Source organism: Streptomyces sp. NPDC033178, assembly GCF_055577685.1.
In genome coordinates, this window is record NZ_JBVIPT010000015.1 from 196,328 (window position 1) to 220,372 (window position 24,045).

General features: G+C 71.1%; 21 protein-coding genes. 14 read left to right on the top strand and 7 right to left on the bottom strand.

Going from position 1 to position 24,045, the window contains the following annotated elements; genetic code table 11:
• Positions 1 to 47: 47 nt before the first annotated feature.
• The 4 genes from ACZ5VQ_RS33130 to ACZ5VQ_RS33145 all read left to right on the top strand — a co-directional run bounded on the left by ACZ5VQ_RS33130 (position 48) and on the right by ACZ5VQ_RS33145 (position 5,437).
• Positions 48 to 413 carry a cupin domain-containing protein gene (locus ACZ5VQ_RS33130; RefSeq protein ID WP_359718653.1) on the top strand — a complete coding sequence of 122 codons (366 nt, stop codon included), beginning with the start codon at positions 48 to 50 and terminating at the stop codon, positions 411 to 413.
• Positions 414 to 582: 169 nt separating this feature from the next.
• Complete coding sequence (locus tag ACZ5VQ_RS33135) at positions 583 to 2,907, top strand: tetratricopeptide repeat protein (RefSeq protein WP_469108164.1); 2,325 nt, start codon at positions 583 to 585, stop codon at positions 2,905 to 2,907.
• On the top strand, positions 2,796 to 4,118 hold the full coding sequence (locus tag ACZ5VQ_RS33140; protein WP_469108165.1) for a hypothetical protein: 1,323 nt from the start codon (positions 2,796 to 2,798) through the stop codon (positions 4,116 to 4,118). The genes ACZ5VQ_RS33135 and ACZ5VQ_RS33140 overlap by 112 nt, the downstream gene beginning before the upstream one ends.
• A 32-nt stretch (positions 4,119 to 4,150) precedes the next feature.
• Positions 4,151 to 5,437, top strand: coding sequence for an alpha-glucoside ABC transporter substrate-binding protein (locus tag ACZ5VQ_RS33145; RefSeq protein ID WP_469108166.1), 1,287 nt, complete (start codon positions 4,151 to 4,153; stop codon positions 5,435 to 5,437).
• An 88-nt stretch (positions 5,438 to 5,525) separates the two neighbouring features.
• Here the strand turns inward: ACZ5VQ_RS33145 and kstD are convergent, their stop codons facing one another.
• Entirely contained in the window at positions 5,526 to 7,358 is a 1,833-nt protein-coding gene (kstD, locus tag ACZ5VQ_RS33150; RefSeq protein ID WP_469108167.1) for a 3-oxosteroid 1-dehydrogenase, read from the bottom strand.
• Positions 7,359 to 7,921: 563 nt separating this feature from the next.
• Here kstD and ACZ5VQ_RS33155 point away from each other — a divergent pair.
• From ACZ5VQ_RS33155 to ACZ5VQ_RS33165, 3 genes are all read left to right on the top strand, one after another.
• Positions 7,922 to 8,713, top strand: a complete 792-nt coding sequence (locus ACZ5VQ_RS33155; protein ID WP_469108168.1) for a DUF2690 domain-containing protein — start codon at positions 7,922 to 7,924, stop codon at positions 8,711 to 8,713.
• Between the two features lie 52 nt (positions 8,714 to 8,765).
• Positions 8,766 to 9,452 carry a 2-phosphosulfolactate phosphatase gene (locus ACZ5VQ_RS33160; RefSeq protein ID WP_469108169.1) on the top strand — a complete coding sequence of 229 codons (687 nt, stop codon included), beginning with the start codon at positions 8,766 to 8,768 and terminating at the stop codon, positions 9,450 to 9,452.
• A gap of 444 nt (positions 9,453 to 9,896) precedes the next feature.
• Positions 9,897 to 10,418, top strand: coding sequence for a hypothetical protein (locus ACZ5VQ_RS33165; protein ID WP_469108170.1), 522 nt, complete (start codon positions 9,897 to 9,899; stop codon positions 10,416 to 10,418).
• Positions 10,419 to 10,494: 76 nt separating this feature from the next.
• Here ACZ5VQ_RS33165 and ACZ5VQ_RS33170 read toward each other — a convergent pair whose 3' ends face one another.
• Together ACZ5VQ_RS33170 and ACZ5VQ_RS33175 are read right to left on the bottom strand one after the other, a co-directional pair.
• Complete coding sequence (locus tag ACZ5VQ_RS33170) at positions 10,495 to 10,755, bottom strand: hypothetical protein (protein WP_469108171.1); 261 nt, start codon at positions 10,753 to 10,755, stop codon at positions 10,495 to 10,497.
• 209 nt (positions 10,756 to 10,964) lie between these two features.
• Positions 10,965 to 11,615: a DUF4360 domain-containing protein gene (locus ACZ5VQ_RS33175; RefSeq protein ID WP_469108172.1), complete on the bottom strand. Its 651-nt coding sequence runs from the start codon at positions 11,613 to 11,615 to the stop codon at positions 10,965 to 10,967.
• A 556-nt stretch (positions 11,616 to 12,171) separates the two neighbouring features.
• Here ACZ5VQ_RS33175 and ACZ5VQ_RS33180 point away from each other — a divergent pair.
• Positions 12,172 to 13,818: an alkaline phosphatase D family protein gene (locus tag ACZ5VQ_RS33180; protein ID WP_469108173.1), complete on the top strand. Its 1,647-nt coding sequence runs from the start codon at positions 12,172 to 12,174 to the stop codon at positions 13,816 to 13,818.
• A 36-nt stretch (positions 13,819 to 13,854) separates the two neighbouring features.
• Here the strand turns inward: ACZ5VQ_RS33180 and ACZ5VQ_RS33185 are convergent, their stop codons facing one another.
• From ACZ5VQ_RS33185 to ACZ5VQ_RS33200, 4 genes are all read right to left on the bottom strand, one after another.
• Entirely contained in the window at positions 13,855 to 14,307 is a 453-nt protein-coding gene (locus ACZ5VQ_RS33185; RefSeq protein WP_469108262.1) for a hypothetical protein, read from the bottom strand.
• 67 nt (positions 14,308 to 14,374) lie between these two features.
• Positions 14,375 to 14,908, bottom strand: coding sequence for a GNAT family N-acetyltransferase (locus ACZ5VQ_RS33190; protein WP_469108174.1), 534 nt, complete (start codon positions 14,906 to 14,908; stop codon positions 14,375 to 14,377).
• A 7-nt stretch (positions 14,909 to 14,915) separates the two neighbouring features.
• Positions 14,916 to 15,845, bottom strand: a complete 930-nt coding sequence (locus tag ACZ5VQ_RS33195) for an SRPBCC family protein (RefSeq protein WP_469108175.1) — start codon at positions 15,843 to 15,845, stop codon at positions 14,916 to 14,918.
• Between the two features lie 114 nt (positions 15,846 to 15,959).
• Complete coding sequence (locus ACZ5VQ_RS33200; protein WP_469108176.1) at positions 15,960 to 16,919, bottom strand: LysR family transcriptional regulator; 960 nt, start codon at positions 16,917 to 16,919, stop codon at positions 15,960 to 15,962.
• Positions 16,920 to 17,135: 216 nt separating this feature from the next.
• On the opposite strand from ACZ5VQ_RS33200, the gene ACZ5VQ_RS33205 reads away from it, so the two are divergent.
• Genes ACZ5VQ_RS33205 through ACZ5VQ_RS33230 form a run of 6 tightly spaced genes read left to right on the top strand, consistent with a single transcriptional unit; the run spans position 17,136 to position 24,006 of the window.
• Complete coding sequence (locus ACZ5VQ_RS33205) at positions 17,136 to 18,029, top strand: FAD binding domain-containing protein (RefSeq protein ID WP_469108177.1); 894 nt, start codon at positions 17,136 to 17,138, stop codon at positions 18,027 to 18,029.
• A 5-nt stretch (positions 18,030 to 18,034) separates the two neighbouring features.
• Entirely contained in the window at positions 18,035 to 18,517 is a 483-nt protein-coding gene (locus tag ACZ5VQ_RS33210) for a (2Fe-2S)-binding protein (RefSeq protein WP_469108178.1), read from the top strand.
• Positions 18,514 to 20,889, top strand: a complete 2,376-nt coding sequence (locus ACZ5VQ_RS33215) for an aerobic carbon-monoxide dehydrogenase large subunit (RefSeq protein WP_469108179.1) — start codon at positions 18,514 to 18,516, stop codon at positions 20,887 to 20,889. The genes ACZ5VQ_RS33210 and ACZ5VQ_RS33215 overlap by 4 nt, the downstream gene beginning before the upstream one ends.
• On the top strand, positions 20,886 to 21,854 hold the full coding sequence (locus ACZ5VQ_RS33220) for an XdhC family protein (RefSeq protein ID WP_469108180.1): 969 nt from the start codon (positions 20,886 to 20,888) through the stop codon (positions 21,852 to 21,854). The genes ACZ5VQ_RS33215 and ACZ5VQ_RS33220 overlap by 4 nt, the downstream gene beginning before the upstream one ends.
• Complete coding sequence (locus tag ACZ5VQ_RS33225; RefSeq protein ID WP_469108181.1) at positions 21,851 to 22,750, top strand: AAA family ATPase; 900 nt, start codon at positions 21,851 to 21,853, stop codon at positions 22,748 to 22,750. The genes ACZ5VQ_RS33220 and ACZ5VQ_RS33225 overlap by 4 nt, the downstream gene beginning before the upstream one ends.
• The gene (locus tag ACZ5VQ_RS33230; protein ID WP_469108182.1) at positions 22,747 to 24,006 is read left to right on the top strand and encodes a vWA domain-containing protein; all 1,260 of its coding nucleotides are present in this window, start codon (positions 22,747 to 22,749) and stop codon (positions 24,004 to 24,006) included. The genes ACZ5VQ_RS33225 and ACZ5VQ_RS33230 overlap by 4 nt, the downstream gene beginning before the upstream one ends.
• Positions 24,007 to 24,045: the final 39 nt, after the last annotated feature.

Sequence of the window (24,045 nt, forward strand, 5' to 3'; positions counted from 1 at the left end):
CCGACCTCCCGCCAATGCTGAGCAAGGCCAGACGGGAAGGAGCCGTCATGATCGAGGTCAAGGCGGTCGAAAAGCCGGACGAGCGGCGCGATTTCCCTCGTGGCCACCTCGAAGCGGTCCACCTCACCGGGCTCGACTTCGCCGTGGCGACGTTCGAACCGGGCTGGCGCTGGTCCGAGTCCGTGGCTCCGATCGCAGGCACCGAGAGCTGCCAGGTCCATCACAACGGTTACGTCGTCGAGGGCCGCATGCGGATCCGTATGGACGACGGCGCGGAGTCCGAGGTCGGCCCCGGCGACGTCTTCGTCTGCCCTCCCGGTCACGACGCCTGGGTCGTGGGAGACGAACCCGCGGTGGTGTACGACTTCGCCGGAGGCATGGCAACGGAGTACGCGAAGGCCAAGGAGGGCTGATCCGACGGGCCGACGTGAGCCCCGGCGGATCGTACGGGGCAGCCGGCCCGAGATCACGCACGGAATTCCCGACCCGAGACGGTGGGACACCTGCTCGGGGTCACTTCCGCACATCATCTTCGCCTCGGCCCGCAGCCATTCAGGGCCCCCGCGTCTATTCTGAGGACGCATGGACGGGGCTGCGGGCAGAGGTGCGACCGGTGAACTGCCGGAATCCAGCGAGCCGTTCTTCATCGCGCCACAGCAACCGGTGATCCTGCGGGCCGCGCGCGTCGAGTTGCCCGAGGAGAATCCCGACCCCGTCCTGCTGCCCTCGATCACGCTGCTGGAGCGCGCCGCTTCCCGCGGGAGCGACCCGGAGGGACTGCCATTGCCGCCGCCGCACATGCTCGCGGGGCAGTACCGGATGATCCGCCCGCTCGGCTACGGCGGTATGGGCGAGGTGTACCTCGCGCTCGACACCAAGGTCGACAACCGCGAGGTGGCGATCAAGGTGCTGCGCGGCGAGCAGGCAGCGGCCGCGGCGGAGGCCCTGGCCCAGGAACGGCGGGCGCTGGTCGACCTCAGCCACGACGACATCATCCGCGTCTTCAACTACGGGCACCATCCCGAGATCGGTGACTTCCTCGTCCTCCAGTACGTGGACGGGCTCACCCTGGAGGAGGTACGGGCGCGGGCGCAGGTGAACCCTGGGGAATTCGGCGGCGGCCGCTTCCACGAGTTCGTACTCGCCTACGGGATACGGCTCCTGGCCGCACTCGGGTATCTGCACGGCGACTGGCCCGGCAAGGTCTACGGCGACCTCAAACCGGACAACGTCATGCACGACGGCACCACCACGAAGATCATCGACGTGGGGAGCGTCCGTATGGCCGGTCTGCCCGGCCACACCACGGAGGGGTACCGCGCCCCGACCGTCGGCCGCAGCGGTGAATCCACCGGCCAGGACGACCTGTTCAGCCTGGGCGAGACACTGCGGCGGCTGAGCGGGCTCGGCGGATCGCCGGACGATCTGGCGGAGCTCGGCCACCTGGACGTGATCGGCGGGCTCGGCGCACCGGGCGGCGAGCCCGAGACCGCGCAGACGCATCCGATGACGGCGCCACCTCCCGTAGGGCTCGGTCTGGTGTCGCTCGTCCGGGTGCTGCACCGCGCGACCCGGAGCGAGCGGGCCGAGCGGTTCGCGACCGCACGGGAGATGGAGGAGCAACTGCGGGGCGTCTTCCGGGAGTTACGGTCGCTGCGGACCGGCCTTGAGACCTTCGAACCGTCGCCGCTCTTCCTCCAGTCGTCGTACGCGCTGGACGCGGCCCTCGGTTCCGCGCCGCCCCTCGCCCGGTGGGCCACACCGAACGCTCCCGCCCCGTACGCGCCGCCGTCGCCCTCCGAGGCCGCGCAGCGGCTGCCCGTACCGCGGCCCGACCGGCACGACTACCACCACGCGCAGTTGAGCAGGCTGGCCGACGCCGCGCCGGAGGCGCTGCTGCAGCACACCGGGGACTGGCGCGACTCGCCGGAGGTTCATCTGCTGCGCTGCCGACTGCGGTTGCGCGGTGCCGGGGGCGGGACGGCGGCCGCCGAGAGCGAACTGCGGTCCGCCGAGACGCTGATCGGGGCCGAGCGCGCTCCTCACGACTGGCGGCTCGACTGGCACCGCGGGCTGCTCGCGCTCGGCCGGGACCAAGTGGCCGTGGCCCGGCGGCACTTCGACGCGGTGTTCGCGGCGATCCCGGGCGAGTACGCGCCGAAACTCGCCCTCGGCTACTGCGCCGAGCGGCTCGGCCGGTGGCAGGAGGCACTGACGTTCTACGAGGCCGTACGACTGCGCAATCCGTCGCTGGGCAGTGCGGCGTTCGGCGCGGTACGGGCGCGCCTGGCGCTGGGCGGTGAGCGGGCGTGGGACGACGCGGTACGGGCCCTGGACGTCGTGCCGCAGCATTCGCGGCACCGAACCGCCGCGCGCACGGCCGCCGTCCGCGTCGGCGTCGAGCATGTGCGGACCGCCGAGCGCACCGACGAGGTGACCGAGCGGCTGCGTGAGGTGCTGGAGCGGCTGGCCCGGCTCTTCCACGCGCACGGGCTGACGGACGAGCAGGCCCGGGTCCGTATGACGGCGGAGGTGTGGGAGGCCGTGCGGGGCGCGCTCGCCCGGGGTGCCGTCGACGCGGCGGGCCTGGCCGCGCTGGCCGCGGGGGCAGACGAACGGCTCGGCCTCCCGTCCGACGGGCCCGGTCTGCGCAAGGCCCTCTCCCGCCTCTACCTCACCCTCGCCCACCAGGCCGCCCGTTCCGCCTCGCCCGAGGACGCGGCCGTCGCCGAAACACTGCTGGACCGCGCCTACGAGGTCCGCCCGCTCGCCTTCCGACACCACAGGGACAGCCCATGGCTCGGAAAGAGAGTCACGACCTGGCTCCGGACGATCGCCCGTACGCCGCCACCGGCACCGCCCTCGGCGTCGGCACCGGGGAAGAACACCCGGACGGCTCGCGAGTGAGTGGAGCCGCGCACCCGCAGCCCGCGGCGGACGACGCCGTGCCGCCCGCACGGGTCCTGCGTGCCGCGCGGGCGGCACGTCTCGTCGCGGCCGAACTCGCCCGCCGGGTCTGGCTCTACGTGTGGCCGTCGGCGGCCGGCCGTCGCAACCGCGCCTACCTGCGGGAGCGGCTCGTCGCGCTGCCGCTGCTCGCCGTGGTGGCGTTCGGGACGCTCGGGTGGGCCTACTCGGGTGTGCGGGACGACTCCGCGTATGTGCGGGACCGGCTGGCGCCCGCGCTGGTCGGTCTCGCGAACGCGAAGGCGTCACTGTTCATCGCACAGGGCGAGGCCGAGGAGAATCTCGCCGAAGGACGGGCCGCCGAGCTCAGCGGGCTCAGCGAGCGGTACCGGACCCGGGTGGCGCGGGCCACGCAGAGCCTGAACCAGGTCACGCGCAGCGGAGCCCTGACGGTGGCAGAGGAACAGGAACTGCGTGTGGTGTCCGCGCTGGTGGTGGACTACACGGGCTGGATCGGCCGGGCGCAGAACCACGTGGCCGACCCCGTGCTGCGGGACGCGGAGCTCACGTACGCGCGCAGCATGCTCTGTTCGACGCCGGTCGCGGTCGCGGACCGCCAGGACCGCTATCCGCCGTGCAGCCCCACGGTGGGTTCCGCCGCGACCTCGATCGTGGACCGGGTCGCCGGGCTCGAACGGCAGTTGCGCGAGCGGCTCGCGGACCGGGCCGACTGGAGCGGGACCGTGCTCGTCGCCGCCGTGGTCTGCGGACTCGCCCTCGTGCTGCTCGCCGCCGGGCTCTGGCGCACGGTGTCGTTCCTGCGGCGCCGTTTCCGGATCCGGCTCAGTGTCCCGCTGGTGGTCGCCGCCCTGCCGCTGCTCGCCGTACCACTGCTGACGACCGACGCGCTGCTCGCGCGGCACGCGCAGAAGGAGGCCGTCCCCTTGGCGGACGCGCTCGCGAAACGGACCTCGCCCCAGACCGAGACGATCGCGGAGGAGCGCCCGTTCGACGGCCCGGACCCGCGGGCCATCGAGGTGCTGGAGGCGCGCATGGACGACGGGCTGTCGGACGGACGGCTCGCCTTCCTGGACGGGGTCGCGCCCTTCGTGTTCCCGGCGGGCCTGGTCAGCGCGGTCGTCGCCGGCGGTGCCCTGCACGCGTACCGGCGCGAGTATCTGGTGGTCGCCCGCCCGGGAGCCGTGTCGTGAACCGACTCGCGAACCGACTCGGGAGCCGACCCGTGAACCGTGCCGCCAGCCGTGGCCTGCGCATCGTCCTCGCTGTCTGTCTGCTCACGCTCGTCCCCGGCTGTACGTCGGACACCCCCGACCCGCTCGTCGTGCTGGGCCCGTGGACCGGCGAGGAGGGCAAGGCCTTCGAGGCGGCGCTGAACCGGCTCGACGACGGGACCGGCAGGACGTACACGTACGAGGGCACCCGCTCGCTGCGCGAGACGCTCGTCTCGCAGCTGGAGGCGGACGCCCCGCCCGACGTGGCGATCCTCAACAGCATCGGCGAACTCACCGAGTACGCGCGCCGCGACGAGCTGAAGCCCCTGGTCGAGGAGACCGCCGAGCGCGCGTACCCGCCGTGGGCGCCGACGCTTCTGGTGGACGGCAGGCGCCGTACGTACTGGGTGCCGCTGAAGGTTGATCTGAAGAGTCTGGTGTGGAGCAAGGAGGGCACGTCCAGCGACGATCCGGCATGGTGCGTGGGGCTCGCCTCTCAGGCCACCTCGGGCTGGCCGGGCACCGACTGGATCGAGGACATCCTGCTCCACCAGGCGGGCCCGGCCGTCTACGAGGAGTGGGCCACCAGCAGGCTCAGCTGGCTCGACCCTGCGGTCCGGCAGGCCTGGACGACCTGGGCGGAGCTGCTCGGCGACCGCTCGCCGGAGTCGATCGAGCGGTCCCTGACCACGTCGTACGAGGGAGTGCCCGGGCCGGGCGGGCCCCGCGGGCTGCTGGACTCCCCCGGGTTCGACTGCACGTACGAGCATCAGAGCGCCTTCATCCGGTACCTGTACGCGAGCGAGGACGTCCGTGTGGAGCCGTCGGCCCGGTTCCTGGGCGGGCGGGCCGAGTTCCGCGACACGTACGAGGTCGCGGGCGACATGGCTGCCGTCTTCAGCGACGACCCGGCGGCCCAGGAGCTGGTGGAGCGGCTGTCGAGCCCGGCCGGGCGCAAGCGCTGGCAGTCGGAGGCCGACCCGGGGGTGCGCCCGTTGTTCCCGAACACGGCCGGTCTGCCGCCCGCGGTGCCCGCGAACCCCGTCGAGCAGGAGATCGACGACCTGCTCAACTCACGCGCCCGTACGCTCTGTTTCGACGCGTCGGACGTGATGCCGCCGGAACTCCGGGACGCTTTCCACCGTGCGGTCCTGGAGTTCTTCCGGGATCCCTCCAAGCAGCATCTCGACTCGCTGCTGCGGCAGTTGGAGACCGTACGCGTCCAGGTGGACGAGGAGTCCGCCGACGGCCGCTCGTTCCGGCCGCCGGAAGTCATCTGTGCGAGCTCCGGCGGGTGAGCCGACCGGGTCCGTCCGGTCTGGCTCGCCCGCCGGAGCTCGCACCGGGCGTGGTGACGCGACTGTTCCGTGGATCGTGTCCCGCGGTTCAGGCCGTGGCCCCTGCCGCGATGTCCCGTGCCGCGATGTGGCCGAAGGTCATCGCCGGTCCGATCGTCGAGCCCGCGCCGGCGTAGCTGTGGCCCATGACCGCCGCGCTGGCGTTTCCGGCGGCGTACAGGCCGGGGATGACGGATCCGTCCGGGCGCAGTACGCGTGCCCGGGCGTCCGTGCGCAGACCGCCCTTGGTGCCCAGGTCACCCGGGACGATCTTGAAGGCGTAGTAGGGGGCCAGCCACAGAGGTGCCAGGCAGGAGTTCGGGAGGATCGCGGGGTCGGTGTAGTAGTGGTCGTAGGCGCTGTCGCCGCGGTGGAAGTCGGTGTCCGTGCCGTTGCGGGCCAGGCCGTTGAAGCGGTTGACCGTGGCCCGCAGGGCGGCCGCGGGCACGCCGATCTTCGCGGCGAGAGCGTCGAGGGTCCAGGCCTTGTGGGCGGCGCCGGACCCGTACCAGGCGTCGGGGAACGTGAACGTCGGTGCGATGTCCCTGAAGAGGTAACGGTTGCGGTAGTTCTGGTCGACGATCAGCCAGGCCGGGATGTCCGGGTCGGTCTCGTTGCGTTCGTACATGGTGTGGACGACGTCGCTGTAGGGGGCCGCCTCGTTGACGAACCGGGCTCCGGCGGCGTTGACGAGGAGCCCGCCGGGAAGGGTGCGTTCGGCGAGGCAGAAGTAGGGCTCGTCAGGCAGTGGGATCGCGGGGCCCCACCAGGCGTCGTCCATCAGGTCGAGCGCGGCACCGGCCCGGCGGCCCGCCTGGATTCCGTCGCCGGTGTTCTCCTTGGCTCCGACGGTCCACTCGGTGCCGATGGGCTGTTGCTGGTACTGGGCGCGCATGCCCGCGTTGTGCTCGAAGCCGCCGGAGCCGACGATCACTCCCCGCCGGGCCCTGATCAGGCCCGGGGTGCCGTTCTTCGTGACGACCGCTCCCGCGGTGACTCCGTTCTCCGTGTACAGGTCGGTGAGCGGGGTGTTCAGCCAGACCGGCACCTGGGCCGCGAGCAGTCCCGCGCGCAGGCCGGCCGCCAGTGACTGGCCCATGGTGAGGGGCTTCTGGCCGAGGAGTGCCGCCCTGGTGCCTCGGGCCAGGCATTCGGTGGCGACGGCGGCGCCCTTCACACTGACCGCGGAGAGCGCGAGCCACTTGTAGTCGGCGCTGAACACGACCATGCCGCTCGGGACGGTCAGGTACGGCGGGTTCAGCCGGGCGAGTTCGGCGCCGAGGATGTTCCCGTCGAGCTGGGCGGGTTCGATGGAACGACCGCCGGGCAGTCCGCCGGGCAGCTCGGGGTAGTAGTCGCTGTACCCCTCCATCCAGCGGAAGCGCAGCGGGCTGTTGGCCAGCACGAAGGAGATCATCGCGGGGCCCTGCCCGAGGAATGCCTGCCGTCGTTCCGCGGAGACGTCCGGGCCGACCACCGCGGCCAGGTAGGCGGCCGCCTTCGCCGGGGTGTCGGGGACTCCGGCGGCGAGGATCACCGGGTTGTTCGGAATCCAGATTCCCGCGCCGGAGCGCGCGGCCGAACCGCCGAAGGTGGCCGCCTTCTCCACGACGACGCAGCTCAGTCCTTGTTTCGCGGCCGTCAGCGCTGCGGTCATCCCGGCGGCTCCGGATCCGATCACGACGACGTCGTACGTGCCGAGCAGGGGCAGTTCGGCCGCGTCGGCGGCGCTCGGGAGGCCGGCCGCGAGGGCAAGCCCGCCCGCCGTCGCGGCGCCGAGCACCCGGCGCCGCGACGGGCCGGGCTGGAAGGGACCGGGCTGTGCAGGGCCGGGCCGTGAGGGGGATTCGGTACGTCTCGCAGGATCCGCGTTCGTCGACATGCAGCACTCCAACAGGGCGAAGGAAGATGAGGACGTGCTGTGCCCCGGGAGGCAACTTGTCTGTGGCGTCCCGGTTCTGATGCGGAGTCAGGAATCTGGCGCGGGGGTCTTGTGAAGTCAAGGGGTACGCCGGTCCCGCGGCCGGCCCGGTCACTGACGGGCCGCCGCGGCGGGGGCTCGCATCCTGACAGATGACAGGGACCGGCAGGCGGGTGGAGTCCGCACGTTCGCGGGAGACCACCGACACCAGGGGGAGTGCGTGCCGTGATCAGCAGAGTTCGCAGAATCCGAGGAACCGCGAGAGCAGGGTCCGGAGGAACGGAGTCCGGAAGAACGGGGCGGGGACAGCGGGGACAGCGGTCATGGGGTCGCCGCATACGGCTCCTCGTGACCGCGCTCGTGACGGTGGTAAGTCTCGGCCTGCCGGCCGTCTCGGCCCCTCCAGCGGCCGCCGCCACGGGGTACGCACCGCTCCAGTCCGGTGCGAGCGCCGCGGCACAGGCGGCCGTCGAGCCACGGGATTCGGCCCGACGCACGTCGCGATCCATCTCGGCAACGGCAAGATGGTCGAGGCACCGCAGTCGGGCGCGCAGATCCAGGTCAACAACATCAGCGCCCGCTGGGAGTGCTACCAGGGCGCGTTCCGCCCGCACGCCGACGTCACACCGATGGTCTGGTCCTGGGACGGCCACGGCTCGTACCACAAGACCTGGGGCCAGCCCAACCTGCGGCAGGACTCCAACACGAGCAGCCGCATCAACTTCACCAACGGCAACGGCATCTCCGTACAGGCGCGCGTGCTGTGCCAGCGGGTGGGCGAGCGGGCCACGGTCGACGGCATGGTGAACAACGTCTGGTCGTTCCTGCCGGACTACCACAGCTGGATCAGCAACCTGTTCGTACAGGGTCCGGCCGTGCTCAAGGATGTTCCGTCCTGCGGTGACTATCCGGAGATCGGCGGCACACTGGCCGGCGCGGAGAGCAACACGTCCTGCGGCGACGGTACGGAGCCCAACCCCACGGGCGCCTGGACGGCCAAGTCGACCACTGTCTTCGGCCGCGCCGTGGAGCTGCGCTACAACGGCACCACCCAGTGCGCCTGGGGTCGCATCATCGGTGGCGCTCCCGGCGACGAGATCTGGGTCGACCGCAGTGCCGACGGGGGGCGCGACCTGGTCCCCGATGCTCGGGTTCACCACCATCACCTCGGGCAACGACGCGTACACCACCCAGTGGAACGACGCCGGCCTCGTCATGCGAGCCTGCGGCACCAACGGCCCGGGCGGCGCCATCGAGTGCACCGGCTGGTTCTGACCCACCGTTCCGACCCGCCGTTGTCGAGACCGCCGATATGAGGCGTACCACTCTCCGGGCGCTTCGGGTCGGGCGTGCGGAATCATGATCGGAATGGACACTCGTTTTCTCGGCATCGCTGATCTGGTCGAAACCCCGTCCGTGGCGGTCGTGGTCGACGTCATGCGTGCGTACACGGTGGCTGCCTGGGCCTTTGCCCAGGGCGCGGAGAAGATCGTTCTTGCCGAGTCGTTGGACGAAGCCCTGGCGCTCAAGGCCCGCCATCCGGACTGGGTGGCGCTCAAGGACGGTCCGCCCGCGCCCGGGTTCGACGCCGTCAACTCCCCGGGCCTGTTGCGGTCGATCGGCCTCGGCGGACGGACCGTTGTGCAGAAGACCACGGCAGGGACGGTCGGTGCCCTGGCGGTCAAGGAGGCGCAGCTCGTGCTGTGCGCCGGCTTCGTGGTGGCGGAGGCAACGGCTCAGGTCCTGCGTGCGCGCGGGAGCGAGAGTGTCACGTTCGTGGTCACCGGCGAGGACGGGCAGGCCGATGAAGACCTGGCGTGTGCTCAGTACATCGCCCGGAGGACCACCGAGCCCGGGACGGATGCCGCCGGGTTCCTCCGCCGCGCCGCCGAGTCACGAGCCGCCGCCGAACTGGCGGAGGGGGTGCGAAAAGGAGTCCATCCCGATGACGTTGAGCTCTGTCTTGAGCTCGACCGGTTTCCCTTCGCCATGGTGGCGGCCTTGGAGGGCTCACTGATGGTCCTGCGTGGGCAGGCGGTCCCGACCGTGGGGTAGCGCATCCGTCAGACGTCGTCGTCATCCGCATCGGCCGGGCCGAGGAACTCCCCTGCGCCGTAGTTCAGACTGCGCGCGGTTCTCACCAGCGGCGCCAACGGGTCTCTGCGAGGAAGCCCGAAGCGGGTTGGCCGAAAGCCAGGAAATCGGAAGCCGGCAAATCGGAAGCGTCGAGGGAGACTTCGCCGGCACGTTCGCGCCAGTAAGGCCAGCGAGGAGACTCCGGCCATCGCGACGACACTCCCACTCACACCCAAGGACCGAACTCGCGTCCGAAGTTCGGGTGTTCTACGGACAAACGCCACGGCGCGCCACCCCTTCCAATGGATAGATATATCTACGAATATGACTCTGGGCATCGCCTCGGGAATGGCGCACGGAGCCGCGCCCGCGGAGGGGGTATCACTGTCCGCTCACACGGACCTGCGGTCGAAGAGGAGAGACATGAGAAGCGCTCCCCACCAACAAGCCGTGGAGTGGCTCGCAGCAGCCGCGGTGGACCCCCGGGCCTGCAAGCGCGAATGGGAACACGGGGCGAGCGGTGCCGCGCTGCTGCCGGCCGGCAGGTTCTGGGACGTCCTCAGCGTGCCGGAGGAGATCGGCCTGTTCGCCCTGGACGCCCTTCTGCGCCTCCCGCTGCCGATGCCCGGCCCCACGCTCGCCGATTTCGGCGCCCACCGGGTCGGGTTCTTCCTTCCCCCGGACCCGGAGAGCTACTGGGTGGGGCAGGACATCCGGTATTCCGGGAAGGGATCCTGGATCGCGGTGCCCTCGCCCCGCCGGACAACCGGCACGCTGCGCTGGCTGGTTCCGCCCGACGGCCAGGGCGCCCTGCATCTCCCGACCGCCCTGGAGGTGGCGCTCCATCAGGCCGCCGAGATGCTCTCCGCCCTGGTGAACGGGGAACGGGCACGCCCGGTCGGCAGCGCGGTACGTCCCGGGCCGGGCCGCGATCGACTCGGCTGAGACAACAGGGACGGCAGGGTCGACAGAGACGGCAGAGAGGGCAGATACGGCCGAGCCTGTGGCCGCGCAGGGCCCCTCAGTAACCGTTCGGCCCCGGACCCTCGCTTCGATGCCGCCCGGGACCGGGGAGGCGAACGTCGGTGACGCGCAGGGCGGTGAAGCCGGGCCGACGCGCCTCGTGCCGCCGCGGGACCACGCGTCCGCGGGCCTGCCAGTCGGCGACCAGCGCCGCGTAGATCGGCGGGTCCGTCCAGTGGGCGCCGACGAGTTCGACGGACGGCCGGTCCTGACCCTCGCGGCCCAGGAAGGGCCCCGTTGTGGCGAATGTGCTGTCCATGTCCGTGCAACGGGGCGCGTGCGCCGGTGGTACGCCCTCACCCGCCAGGGGCACCGGATCGAGCGAGCACACACCCCTCGTTCGGGGCCATGTTTTCATCGGACCAGACGATGTATCCGGCCGGCGGCCACGAAGACGGACAGGATCGTACGCGCGGATGCCGTGCCTTGGCCGACTCCGGTGCGGTGGAGCCGGCCGAGGCGGTCGGGTCAGGAGCTGGGGCACTCCTTCCAGGCCAGGTGATAGATCGTGCTGATGTCACCGTCGGTCGAGTCCATGGTCATGAAGCTGGTACTGCCGGGAGCCGAGGTGCCCGCGTTCACGCGGAGTTCGGTGTTGATGTTGAAGTTCCGCTGCACACCGCAGGGCGCCCAGACCAGCTGCGCCCACTCCGTCGTGTCCGTGGCCTGCCAGTTGTCGTCGTAGGGGCCTCTGAAGGGGTGCGTGATCGAGGCCGTGTTCGGCGAACCCTGGAAGTAGTACGAGGCCTTCTCGGTGCTGGTCGCCCCCGCCTTGAGCGAGGCGAAGCCGCGGTAGTCCGCGCTGGCGATGGCGTACGTGAAGCCCCCGGGCACGGCGACGGTCAGGTTGAGCTGGCAGTTCTTGCGGAACGCGGTGGGATCGGAGTTGCCTCCCACCTGGGCGAGGTAGTCGCTGTAGGTCACCGTGAACGCGGTGTTGTCCGGGGACACGGCGATGGCGGCGGTGCCCTGGGGACAGCCGGAGCCGTTCACCGTGGCGACCTTGATGACGATCTTGTCCGGGGGCGGGTCGACGATCCCGGTGGACGGGTTGTGCGCGGGGAGCGCGGTGGCGAAGAGAGCGGCGATCGCACCGCTCAGAAGCATCGCACCAGCCATGGTGTTCCAATCCGTTGCGTCGGTGTTCCGGCGGCGGGCGAACGTGCCCCGCCGCGAATTGGGGGGTGCGGCTTTCGCGTACGCGAAGAGCCGTCGCGGACCAGGTGCGTTGGATCAGGCATGGATCAGGCATGGATCGGACATCGAGCACAGTCGTTGAATGGTCATGTACATGCCAAACACATGACCGTACGAGCCCGGCCCTGTGAAGGAGCTGTGAAGACCGGAGCGGTCGCATCGTATGTACGTCCGGCGGGAGCAGCCAGGGCGAACTCCGGCCATTCCTCGTTGTGTTCCAAGCCACGGGGCTTTCTCGTCCAAGCGACCGGTCCCGGACGTCGCGCCCATCCGGCCGCGCGAGCCGTCGGTGTACCGGATCGGCGGTTCGCGCGCCGCACCGCACCGGTGGGCCCGCGGCGTGCCTCGACCGTTACGCCGCCTGCGCTCGGGACGCCGCGCCTGCCGGGTTCATGATCTTCATCTGATTAGCATTCACAAGCCCCGCAGCACCCGTTGCCGGGGCTGCCCTGCGCCAACACCGTGAGGGGATAGAGCCATGCCCCCGGGCCGCCAGAGACCGTCGTCGCAGCATGCCCCCGAACTGCGTGCGGCCGCTCGCCATCTCGCACGCCGTCGCTTCCTGACCGTCAGCGCGGCGGCCGCCGCGCTCGCCTTCGGCACACATCTGCCCGCCACGGGCGCGGCGAGCGCCACCGAACTCGACGCGGCGAGGATCACCGACGACCCCTTCACGCTCGGCGTCGCCTCCGGTGACCCGTGGCCCGGCTCCGTACTGCTGTGGACGCGGCTCGCGCCCGAGCCGTACCAGGCCGACGGCGGCCTGGCCCAGCAGCGGGTCGTCGTCGAATGGGAGGTGGCCGACGACGAGCGGTTCGGCGCGATCGTCCGGCGCGGCACCGCCATCGCCCACCCCGAGGTCCACCACACCCTGCACGTCGAGGTGGACGGTCTCGACGCCGGTCGCGTGTACTACTACCGCTTCAGGACGGGCACCTGGATCAGCCCGACGGGCCGCACACGCACCGCTCCCGCCACGGCCGGCCCCACCTCCGCGCTCACCTTCGCCGCCGTGTCCTGCCAGGCGTACCACGAGGGGTACTTCACCGCTCACCGGCATCTCGCGGACGACGACATCGACGTGGTCTTCCACCTCGGCGACTACCTCTACGAGTACGCGGTCGACGCCGTCGGCGGCGCCCGCAAGTACACCGACCGTGTCCTGCCCGGCCTCTTCAACCGGGAGACCGTGACGCTGGAGGACTACCGGCTGCGCTACGCCCTCTACCGCAGCGACCCGGACCTGCGAGCCGTTCATGCCATGCACCCGTTCATCGTCACCTGGGACGACCACGAGACCGGGAACAACTACGCGGCCGACACCGACGAGAACGGCACCCCGCCGGCCGCGTTCCTGCTGCGGCGCGCCGCCGCCTACCGGGCCCACTGGGAGAACCACCCGCTGCGTGCCTCCCAGCTGCCCAACGGGCCCGACGCCCAGCTCTACCGGCGTCTGCACTGGGGCACGCTGGCGCAGTTCGACGTCCTCGACACCCGCCAGTACCGCTCCGACCAGGCCTACGGCGACCGGCCGCACATCCCCGGCCCGGAGTCGGACGACCCGGCACGCACCATCACCGGCGCCGCCCAGGAACGCTGGCTGCTCGACGGATGGCGCACCTCCGACGCCGTGTGGAACGTGATGCCCCAACAGGTCTGCTTCTCCCAGCGGAAGCTGGACCTCAGCCCTGTCGCCAAGGTGTCCATGGACGCCTGGGACGGCTACCGGGCCTCGCGCGACCGGGTACTGGCCGGGGCGAAGGCGGCGGGCATCGACAACCTCATGGTGCTCACCGGGGACGTGCACGTCGGGTACGCCTTCGACATCAAGGACGACTTCGACAACCCCACGTCCAGGACCCTGGGCACGGAGATCGTCACCCCGTCCATCGCCAGCGGAGGGGACGGCATTGTGAGACCCACGAACTGGTCCACCTATCTGAGCGCCAACCCCCACCTGAAGTTCTACAACGGACAGCGCGGTTACGTCAGGGTGCGGCTGACGCCACAGGCGGCGCGGGCGGACTTCAAGACCGTGTCCGCCGTGACCACGCCCGGGGCTCCGATCACGACTGCCGCGTCCTTCGTCACCGAAGCGGGCGACCAGGGGCTCAAGCCCGCCTGAGTCCGTGCCCGTGCCCGTGCCCGCGACCAGCTGCCCTCATGACTCGGCCCGGCGGCGGACCGCCGCGAGCAGGCGGCGCACGACCACCGCGTGCCCTCCTGTCCCGAGGACGAGCAACCGGTAGAGGCCGCCCGCCGGGCCGGGAAAGGTGGCCCGGGTCTCGGCGGTCAACCGTGACCGGCCCGGACCCGCGGGTTCCAGGCGAAAGATCAGCGCGTACGACGAGAAGCGATGGCGCCCGCCGAGGACCAGCTCCCGCCCAGGGACCACGGCCGCCACCCGGAACCCGGGAAACGTCGAGCCCTCGGCGAGCGGCCGCGGACCCGACGCCGCGCGGTCCGCGCATCCGACCAGCCGCGCGTAGCCGTTGGCGCCGGGACGCGAGAAGGACCGGTCCAGTGTGTCGCCCAGACTGCGCCACACGTCATCGGCTTCCGCCGCGACGACGGTGGTGTGCTCGTCGCGATAGGGCAACGAAGGGATCTGCATCATGGCCTCCATGGCGGTCCGGTCACGGTCGGCCGCCCGGTCGGTCGGGGCACCACCGAGGAGCCGGTCAGCCCTCGAACTCCGTCAGGTCGATCCCGTACAGCCGCACGTCGTGCCCGTAGACCGGGTCCGTTGTCGCGCCTTCCGCCTGCATGCCGAGCTTGTCCAGCACGTTCGACGACGCGGTGTCGGCCGTTCGGCACACGGCGACGATCCGGTCGAGACCGCGGTCCTGCAGAGCGAATTCGAGTGTGGCGTGGGCCGCCTCCGAGGCATAGCCCTGACCCCAGAAGACGCGCGCCATCCGCCAGGTGATGGCCACCTGCCCCTCGACCTCGGGCGGGGAACCAGGAACGTAGAGTCCGACCGCCCCGGCCAGCTCCCCCGATCCGAGGAGCTCGACGGCGAAGACCCCGAAGCCCTCCTCGTCCCACTCCTCCTCCCAGGCCTCGATGTCCTCGGCGGTCTGTTCCAGGGAGCGGGGCGTGCCGTCGCCGATCCATCGCATCACCGTCGGGTCGGCGTGGATCTCGGAGAGGGGTACGAGGTCGTCGTCCTGCCAGCGGCGCAGCAGAAGACGGGGGGTACGGATGTCGGTCATGCCCCCATCATCGCGTGAGCCAGACGACAAGAACGACCACGACCACGGCGAGGACGATCGCCGCCGGAAGAGCGCGCTTGAGCACGGCACCGCGTGCGACGCTCATCAGGTCCAGGGGCTCAGGTGCGGCCGCGGCCGGTGTACGGGAAACTGCGGGCTCTTCCGTGGGGCGGACGCCGTTCGAGGCGGGGACGGAGGGAGCGGTTGGAGCGGTCTTGCTCGGGGCTCCGGTGGCGGGGGCGTTGTCCGCGGTGGCTCCTTCGGCGGCAGCGGATTCCGGCGTGACGCCCGATACGACCCCGGCGCCGATCTCGGTCTCAGCTCCGGCTCCGGCTCCGGCTCCGGCTCCGGCTCCGGCTCCGGCTCCGGCTCCGGCTCCGGCTCCGGCTCCGGCTCCGGCTCCGGCTCCGGCTCCGGCCAGGGTCCCAGTCCCCGTCGCGGGCTCCGGCGTCGGTGTGACCGACTGCTGCGCCTGTGCCTGTTCCTGCTTCTTCTCCGCCGCGAGTTGGCCTTCCAGGTTGGTGACGAACTGGGCCAGCAGTTTCCCGCTGACCTCCTCGATCACCCCTCGGCCGAACTGCGCGATCCTGCCGGTGATGGTGAGGTGGGTGTCCACCGTCACCCGCGTTCCGTCGCCGTCCGGGACGAGCCGGGCGGTGACGCGGGCGTCGGCGTTTCCCTGGCCGCGGGTGTCGCGGCCACGCGCGTGGAGTACCGCCGTACGCGCTTCGTCGTCCTTCTCCTCGAAGGAGACGACGCCCTTGTACTGGACGGTCATGGGGCCGACCTTCACCTTGACGACGCCGTTGTAGGTGTCGCCGTCCACGCCGGTGAGCTGGGCGCCGGGCATGCAGGGAGCGATCCGCTCCACGTCGGTCAGCAGGGACCAGGCCTGGTCGGGCGGCAGGTTCACTCGGAACTCGTTCGTGAAGTCCATGACGGACACACGATGGGCGCGGGCGGCCCGGCCGTCAATGAGCTCTTCAGGGTTTGCTTAAGACGCCGCGCCCAGGACGCCGGAACCCATGATCCGCCGGCTCCCCGAGTCCCGTCAGCTCCAGATCGTCACGTGGACCGGTGGTCGGAACTCGTTCATCGGAACGCCCTTGGACCGGGTCAGCACGGCCTGTGTCGCAGCCGGTGTCGTGACGAACCGGCACAGCGCTGCGGCGGTCGTCGAGCGCCGTTCGCCGGTGAGCGCGCTCGCGTACAGCATGCCGCCGAGCCGGGCGCCGGAGACGTCGAGGACGACCAGTGACCCGCGGCGCAGCTCGTCGCGTACGACGTGGAGGAAGGCGATGGACAGCCCGGCCCCGCCTGCCACCGCGTTGAGAGAGGCCGTGACGCTGGGGAACGCCTTGGCCTTGGCGGCTTCGACTCCTATGTGGGAGAGGAAGGTGCCGGACACGCTGTCCGGGTCCAGTCCCGCCGGGCCCAACAGCCATGGCTCGTGGGCCAGTTGGGCGGGGGCGAGCCGCTTCCGGTGCCTGAGCGGGTGGTCCGGCGCCGCGACGACGACCAGTTGGAAGCGCAGGAAGGGGATCGACTCGATGCCCGGTTCCGGCCGCGGCGACGGACCGATCGTGACATCGGCGCGCCGGTCGCGGAGCAGGTCGCCGAAGACCGCCACCGGCACGGCGAGGGTGTCGACGTCCAGGTCGGGCTGTCGCCGCCCGAAGGCCGCGAGCAGCGCGGGGAGGACCTGTTCGGCGCCGGCCTCGGTGGACGCCACCCGTAGTTGGGCGGTCCCCGACCCGGCCTGGCGGACCCGGTGACGGGTCTCCTCGGCGAGGCCGACGATCTCGGCGGCTCCCGCGGCGAGGCGTCTGCCGCCCGGGGTGAGACTGATCCCGCCGGCGGCCCGGATGAAGAGCAGGTCCCCAAGTTCACGGCGGAGCGCGGCGACCGCCCCGGAGACCGCCGCCTCGGTGACGCCGAGCGACTCCGCGGCGCCCTTGACCGAGCCCAGACGGGCCACCGTGACGAATGCGCGGAGCTGAGTCAACGTCATGTCCGCCATTACAACGGCTGTTCGACCGGTAGGACCCCCTCCGTTGCCCAGGTCTCTTAAGCATTCGCTTGAGTCGCCGTTGACCGCCCCATGTCTTCGCGCAATTGTTCCCCCGGACCGCCGGAAACCGGCCAGGTCCTCAATCGACGGACGGCTCCCGCGCGCGCTGCCTCGCCCGGGCGTGCCGGGCGGGCCCGGTCCGGGAGGGAGCGTGCCGTGCAGGTACCCGCTTCGTTCGACTACCAGCGCGCCGAGAGCGTGGACGAGGCGCTGGAACTGCTGCGGCGCTACGGCGAGGAGGCCCGGGTCGTGGCCGGCGGACACAGTCTGCTGCCGATGATGAAGCTGCGCCTGGCCTCCCCCGAGGTCCTCGTCGACATCAACGACCTCCACGAACTCGACCACATCGCCCTGGTCGGCGACGAACTGCGCGTCGGCGCCCTCACCCGGCACCGCACACTGCTGGAGTCGGAGTTGGTCGGCCGGTACTTTCCCATCGTCCACGACGCGGAGAAGGTGATCGCCGACCCGCCGGTCCGCAACCGGGGCACGATCGGCGGCTCCCTCTGCCAGGCCGACCCGTCGGAGGACCTCTCGGCGGTGTGCGGCGCGCTGCACGCCCGTGCCGTCATCCGCGGGGCGGGCGGCGAACGGATCGTCTCCATGGCCGACTTCCACCAGGGCCCGTACGAAACAGCCGTGGGCGTCGGCGAGATGCTGACCGAGGTGCGGCTGCCGGTCCTGCCGGGTGCGGGCAGCGCGTACGAGAAGGTCGAGCGCAAGGCCGGGGACTGGGCCGTCGCCGCGGCGGGGGTCGCCCTGACGCTGCGCGAGGGGCGGATCGCCGACGCGGGCGTGGGTCTGGCGGCGGTCGGCGCCGGGGCGCTGAACCTCCACGCGGTCCAGACCCTGCTGAACGGCAGCGAACCGTCCGAGGCGCTGTACGAGGAGGCCGGCCGGGTGGCGTCCGACAGCTGTTCGCCGGTCACCGACGGCCGGGGCAGCGCCGAGTACAAGCGGCATCTGGCAGGCGAACTCACCCGGCGGGCGCTGCGGCGGGCGGTCGCCCGGGCCGGGCGGCCCATCGGGTCCACGGCAAGGGAGGCGTGAGGCGCATGCGGATCACCGTCAACGTCAACGGCGACGACCACACCCGGGAGGTCGAGCCCCGGCATCTGCTCGTGCGCTTCCTCCGCGACGACCTGGAACTGACCGGCACCCACTGGGGCTGCGACACCAGCAACTGCGGTACCTGCGTGGTGCTGATGGACGGGGAGCCCGTCAAGAGCTGTACGGTCCTCGCGGTGATGGCTGCCGGTCACGAGATCCGTACGGTCGAGGACTTGGCGGACGGAGACCAACTGGACCCGGTGCAACAGGGGTTCATCGAGCAGCACGGTCTGCAGTGCGGGTTCTGCACCCCGGGGATGATGCTCTCCGGCCGGGCGCTCCTGGACCGCAACCCGGATCCGTCCGAGCAGGAGATCCGTGAGGCCATCTCCGGTCAGCTGTGCCGGTGCACCGGCTATCTGAACATCGTCAAGTCCATCCAGTGGGCGGCGAGGAACGGCCACGAGGCTGCGGGGAGTCAGACATGACCACCGTCGAGGAACCGGCCGCAGCCCCTCAGGAGCGGCCCATCGGTTTCGGCCGGATGAAGCGCAAGGAGGACCCTCGCTTCGTACGCGGCAAGGGCCGCTACGTCGACGACATCCACCTGCCCGGCATGCTGCACGGCGCTGTGCTCCGCAGCCCGTTCGCGCACGCCCGCATCGTCTCCATCGACACCTCGGTCGCCGAGGCCCACCCCAAGGTCAAGGCGGTGATCACCGGCGAGACGCTCGCGGGCCTCGGCCTCGCCTGGATGCCTACGTTGTCGATGGACACGCAGGCCGTACTCGCCACCGACAAGGTGCGCTTCCAGGGGCAGGAGGTCGCGTTCGTCGTCGCCGAGGACCACTACGCGGCGCGCGACGCGATCGAGTTGATCGACGTCGAGTACGAACCGCTGGACCCGGTGGTCAACGCCCGCCATGCCCTCGACCCCGGCGCACCCGTCATCCGGGACGACCTGGAAGGCCGTACGGACAACCACATCTTCGACTGGGAGGCGGGAGACAGCGCGGCCACCGACGAGGTGTTCGCGCGGGCCGACGTCGTGGTCGAGCAGACGATGCTCTACCCGCGGGTCCACCCGGCCCCGCTGGAGACCTGCGGCGCGGTCGCCTCCATGGACCCGGTCGACGGCAAACTCACCCTCTACTCCACCACCCAGGCCCCGCACGCACACCGCACCCTCTACGCGATGGTGGCCGGGATCCCGGAGCACAAGATCCGGGTCGTCTCCCCGGACATCGGCGGCGGTTTCGGCAACAAGGTCGGCATCTACCCGGGTTACGTGTGCGCGGTCGTCGGCTCGATCGTCACCGGGCGGCCCGTGAAGTGGATGGAGGACCGCTCCGAGAACCTGATGAGCACCTCCTTCGCCCGCGACTACCACATGACCGGCGAGATCGCCGCGACCCGGGACGGGAGGATCCTGGGCGTACGGGTCAAGGTCCTCGCCGACCACGGCGCGTTCAACTCCACCGCGCAGCCCACCAAGTACCCGGCCGGCTTCTTCCACATCTTCACCGGCTCGTACGACATCGAGGCCGCGCACTGCTCGGTCACCGGCGTCTACACGAACAAGGCGCCCGGCGGGGTCGCGTACGCCTGCTCCTTCCGGGTCACCGAGGCGGTGTATCTGATCGAGCGGATGGTGGACTGTCTTGCGGCCGAACTCGGCGCAGATCCGGCCGAGTTGAGGATGCGGAACCTGCTGCGGCCGGAGCAGTTCCCGTACGAGAACAAGACGGGCTGGACGTACGACTCCGGCGACTACCCCGCCTGTCTGCGCAAGGCACTGGACCTGGCCGGGTACGAGGAGCTGCGCAAGGAGCAGAGCGAGAAGCGGGCCCGCGGCGAACTCATGGGCATCGGGCTGTCGTTCTTCACCGAGACGGTCGGCGCCGGGCCGCGCAAGCACATGGACATCCTTGGTCTCGGCATGGCCGACGGCTGCGAACTGCGCGTGCATCCGACCGGCAAGGCGGTGGTGCGGCTGAGCGTGCAGACGCAGGGGCAGGGCCACGAGACGACGTTCGCGCAGATCGTCGCCGAGGAACTGGGCATCCCGCCCGAGGACATCGACGTCGTGCACGGCGACACCGACCAGACGCCGTTCGGGCTCGGCACGTACGGAAGTCGCTCAACTCCCGTGTCAGGAGCGGCCGCTGCAGTGGTCGCGCGCAAGGTGCGGGACAAGGCGCGGATCATCGCCGGGGCCATGCTGGAGGTGTCCCCCGACGACCTCGAATGGACCAAGGGCCGTTGGTCGGTCGCGGGCGACCCCGCGATGACGAAGACGATCCAGGAGATCGCGCTCGCCGCGCACGGAGCGCTGGAACTGCCGGAGGGGGTGGAGGGTCATCTGGAGGCGACGACCGTCTACAACCCGCCCAATCTCACGTACCCGTTCGGCGCGTACGTCTGCGTGGTCGACGTCGATTCCGGCACAGGCACGGTGAAGGTGCGGCGCTTCATCGCGGTGGACGACTGCGGAACGCGTATCAACCCGATGATCATCGAGGGGCAGGTGCACGGCGGGCTGGCCGACGGCGTCGGTATGGCGCTGATGGAGTTGATCAGCTTCGACGAGGACGGCAACTGTCTGTCCGGGTCCTTCATGGACTACCTGTTGCCGACCGCGCTGGAGGTCCCGGCCTGGGAACTGGACCACACCGTCACGCCCTCCCCGCACCATCCGATCGGCGCGAAGGGCATCGGCGAGTCCGCGACGGTCGGTTCACCGCCGGCTGTCGTCAACGCGGTCCTCGACGCGATCGGCGTACGCCACGCCGACATGCCGCTGACCCCGAGCCGGGTGTGGCAGGCGCTGCACCGGGGCGAGGTGGAGGCACCCCAATGAGCCCCGCCGCACCCCCACTTGAGGCACGCATGGCCGAACTGACGGGACACCACGTGCCGTTCGTGAAGGCCACCGTGGTGCGCGCCCGCCGTCCCGCGAGCGCTCGGCCGGGCGACACCGCGCTGGTCCTCGCGGACGGCCGCGTCGAGGGCTTCGTCGGAGGTGCCTGCGCGGAGGCCACCGTACGGGTGCAGGCGCTGCGGACGCTGCGCAGCGGGGAGTCGCTGCTGCTGCGGATCTCGCCGGAGGAGACGGCGGACGGCACCGGGGAACCCGTCGTCGAGGAGGGCGCGGTGAGCGTCGCCAATCCGTGCCTGTCCGGCGGCGAGTTGGAGATCTTCCTGGAGCCGCTGCGGCCCGTGCCGCGCGTGGTGGTCCTGGGCGAGTCCCCCATCGCCCGCGCGTTGCTCGCCCTCGGGCCTGCGCTCGGCTACGAGATCACGGAGTCGTCCGGCGCCGAAGGGATCACGCCGGAGGACCTGGCCGGCGCTCAGGCTCTCGTCATCGCCTCGCACGGCCGGGGCGAAGAGCCGGTGCTCGTCTCGGCCGTGCGCGCGGGGGTGCCGTACATCGGGCTCGTGGCCAGCCCCAGACGCGGGGCGGCGGTGCTGGACGGGCTGACGCTCGATGCCGGGCAGCGCGCGCGGATCCACACACCGGCGGGGCTGTGGATCGGTGCTCGCACACCGGGCGAGATCGCGGTGTCGATCCTCGCGGAGGTGATTCAGGCGGTGAGGGGGCGCTCCGTTGAAGCGCACGTAGCGGCGGAGGTGGCAGTGCAAGAGCCTACGGAGAGCGGCTCGGTGACCGCCGTCGACCCAGTGTGCGGGATGACGGTCTCCATCGCGGACAGCACCCCGTACTCCGACGAGGGCGGCGACGGGCGGCGCTGGTTCTGCTGTGCCGGTTGTCGTGCCGCGTACGAGAAGGATCCCGCCCGCCACGCGAAGGCCGATGCCTCGTGAGCGAGTATGTCGAACGCTGTCTGCCGGGCGTGGAGAGTCTGCGCGCCGCGCTGGACTCGCTGGGCTATCTCACCGACGACGGTCTGGCCACCGCGCTCTTCCTCGCCCTGCGCCTGCCCCAGCCGCTGCTCCTGGAGGGCGAGGCGGGCGTCGGCAAGACCGAGGCGGCCAAGGCGGTGGCCGCGATCCTGGGCAGCCCGCTGATCCGGCTGCAGTGCTACGACGGCCTGGACGCGGCCGAGGCGCTGTACGAGTGGAACTATCCGCGCCAACTGCTCGGCATCCGCCTCGCCGAGTCCCGGTACGAGCAGCTCAGTGAGGCCGATCTGTTCAGCGAGGAGTACCTGCTGCGGCGGCCCGTGCTGGCGGCGCTCACGCACCCGGGTCCGGCCCCCGCCGTGCTGCTCATCGACGAGATCGACCGCGCCGACGACGACTTCGAGGCGTTCCTGCTCGAAGTGCTGGCCGAGGCGGCGGTGACCATCCCGGAGATCGGCACCGTCCGGGCCGCCGTGCCACCCGTCGTGCTGCTGACCTCCAACCGCACCCGCGATCTCCATGACGCGCTCAAACGCCGGTGTCTCTACCACTGGATCGACTATCCGGACACGGAACGGATCGTCGAGATCGTGCGTCGCCGGGTGCCCGGAACGTCGAGGGAGCTGGCGGTCGCGGTGTCGGCGGCCGTACGGCGGCTGCGGGCCCTGGACGTGCAGAAGGCACCGGGCGTCGCCGAGACCATCGACTGGATCTCCGCGCTGAACCTGCTCGGCGTGCCCCGTCTCGACGCCGTTGTCGCCGGGCGCACGCTCGGCTCCCTGCTGAAGTACCGCGAGGACCAGGAGCTGGTGCGGGAGCGCGGCCTGGACTGGCTGGTGGCGGACCGACAGCCGTGACCACTGCGGCGGTTCCCCTCTTCGACCGGGCAGAGTTCGCGGGCCGGCTCGGCGCGGAACTGCGGCGGGCCGGGGTGACCGTGACCCCGGAGCGGTCGGTGCGGTTCCTTCAGGCGCTGGTGCTGCTGCCGCCGGTGGACCGCACGGCGCTGTACTGGGCGGCGCGGCTGGCGTTCGTGACGGACCGCGAGCAGATCGAACCGTTCGAGAGGGTCTTCGACGCGGTCTTCGCGGGCGGGCCACGCTCGGTGGTCGTCAGCAGAGCCGGTGGAAAATCCGAACCCGCGCCAGACACCGCCCCCGGTCGGCCGCCACCGCTCTCCGGAACCGGCCCGGATCCCACCAGCGCTTCCCTGCCGAGTGGCACCGTCGGCGAGGCATCGGACCGCGACCGTACTCAACCCCCGGACAAGGACAGCGACCGGCGGACCTCGGAACTACCGACGGCGGGAAGTCCGGCCGAAGTCCTCTCCCACAAGGACTTCGCCGCCCTCGAGCCCGGCGAACTGGCCGAACTCAACCGGCTCCTCGCCCTGTTGACGCTCAAGGCACCGCTGCGCCGCGGCCGCCGCCAGGAGACCGACCGTCGGGGCCGCCGCATCGACCTGCGCCGAACCCTGCGCACCGGCCAGCGCACCGGCGGCGAAGCCGTACCGCTGGCCCGCACCCGCCACCGGCTACGACGGCGACGACTGGTGCTGCTGTGTGACATCTCCCGCTCCATGGAGCCATACACCCGCGCCTACCTGCGCCTCTTCCCACGAGCGACGGCCGGTGCGGCGGCCGAGGCGTTCGTCTTCGCCACCCGCCTCACCCGGCTGACGCCCGTGCTGCGGCACACCGGCCCGTCCGGAGTGGACGCGGCACTGCGCCGAGCGGGCGCCGCCGCGTCCGACTGGTCGGGCGGCACCCGCATCGGCCACGCGCTGGCCGAGTTCAACAACCGCTTCGGCCGCCGGGGCATGGCACGCGGCGCCGTCGTGGTGATCTTCTCCGACGGCTGGGAGGGCGAGGACCCCACCGCCGTCGGCCGCGAAATGGCCCGCCTCGCACGCCTCGCCCACCGCATCATCTGGGTCAACCCCCGCAAGGCGGCCCCCGGGTACGCCCCGCGTACCGCCGGCATGGCTGCCGCGCTCCCCCACTGCGACGCGTTCGTGAGCGGCCACAGCCTGGCGGCTCTCCTGGAGGTGGTGGAGGCGATCGCGGGCAACGAGACGATCGTGCGGCGGCGCCTCGACGTCGGCCGGAAGTGAGCGGAAAGTAGGCAGATTACGCCTGGTGATGGTGTGTAG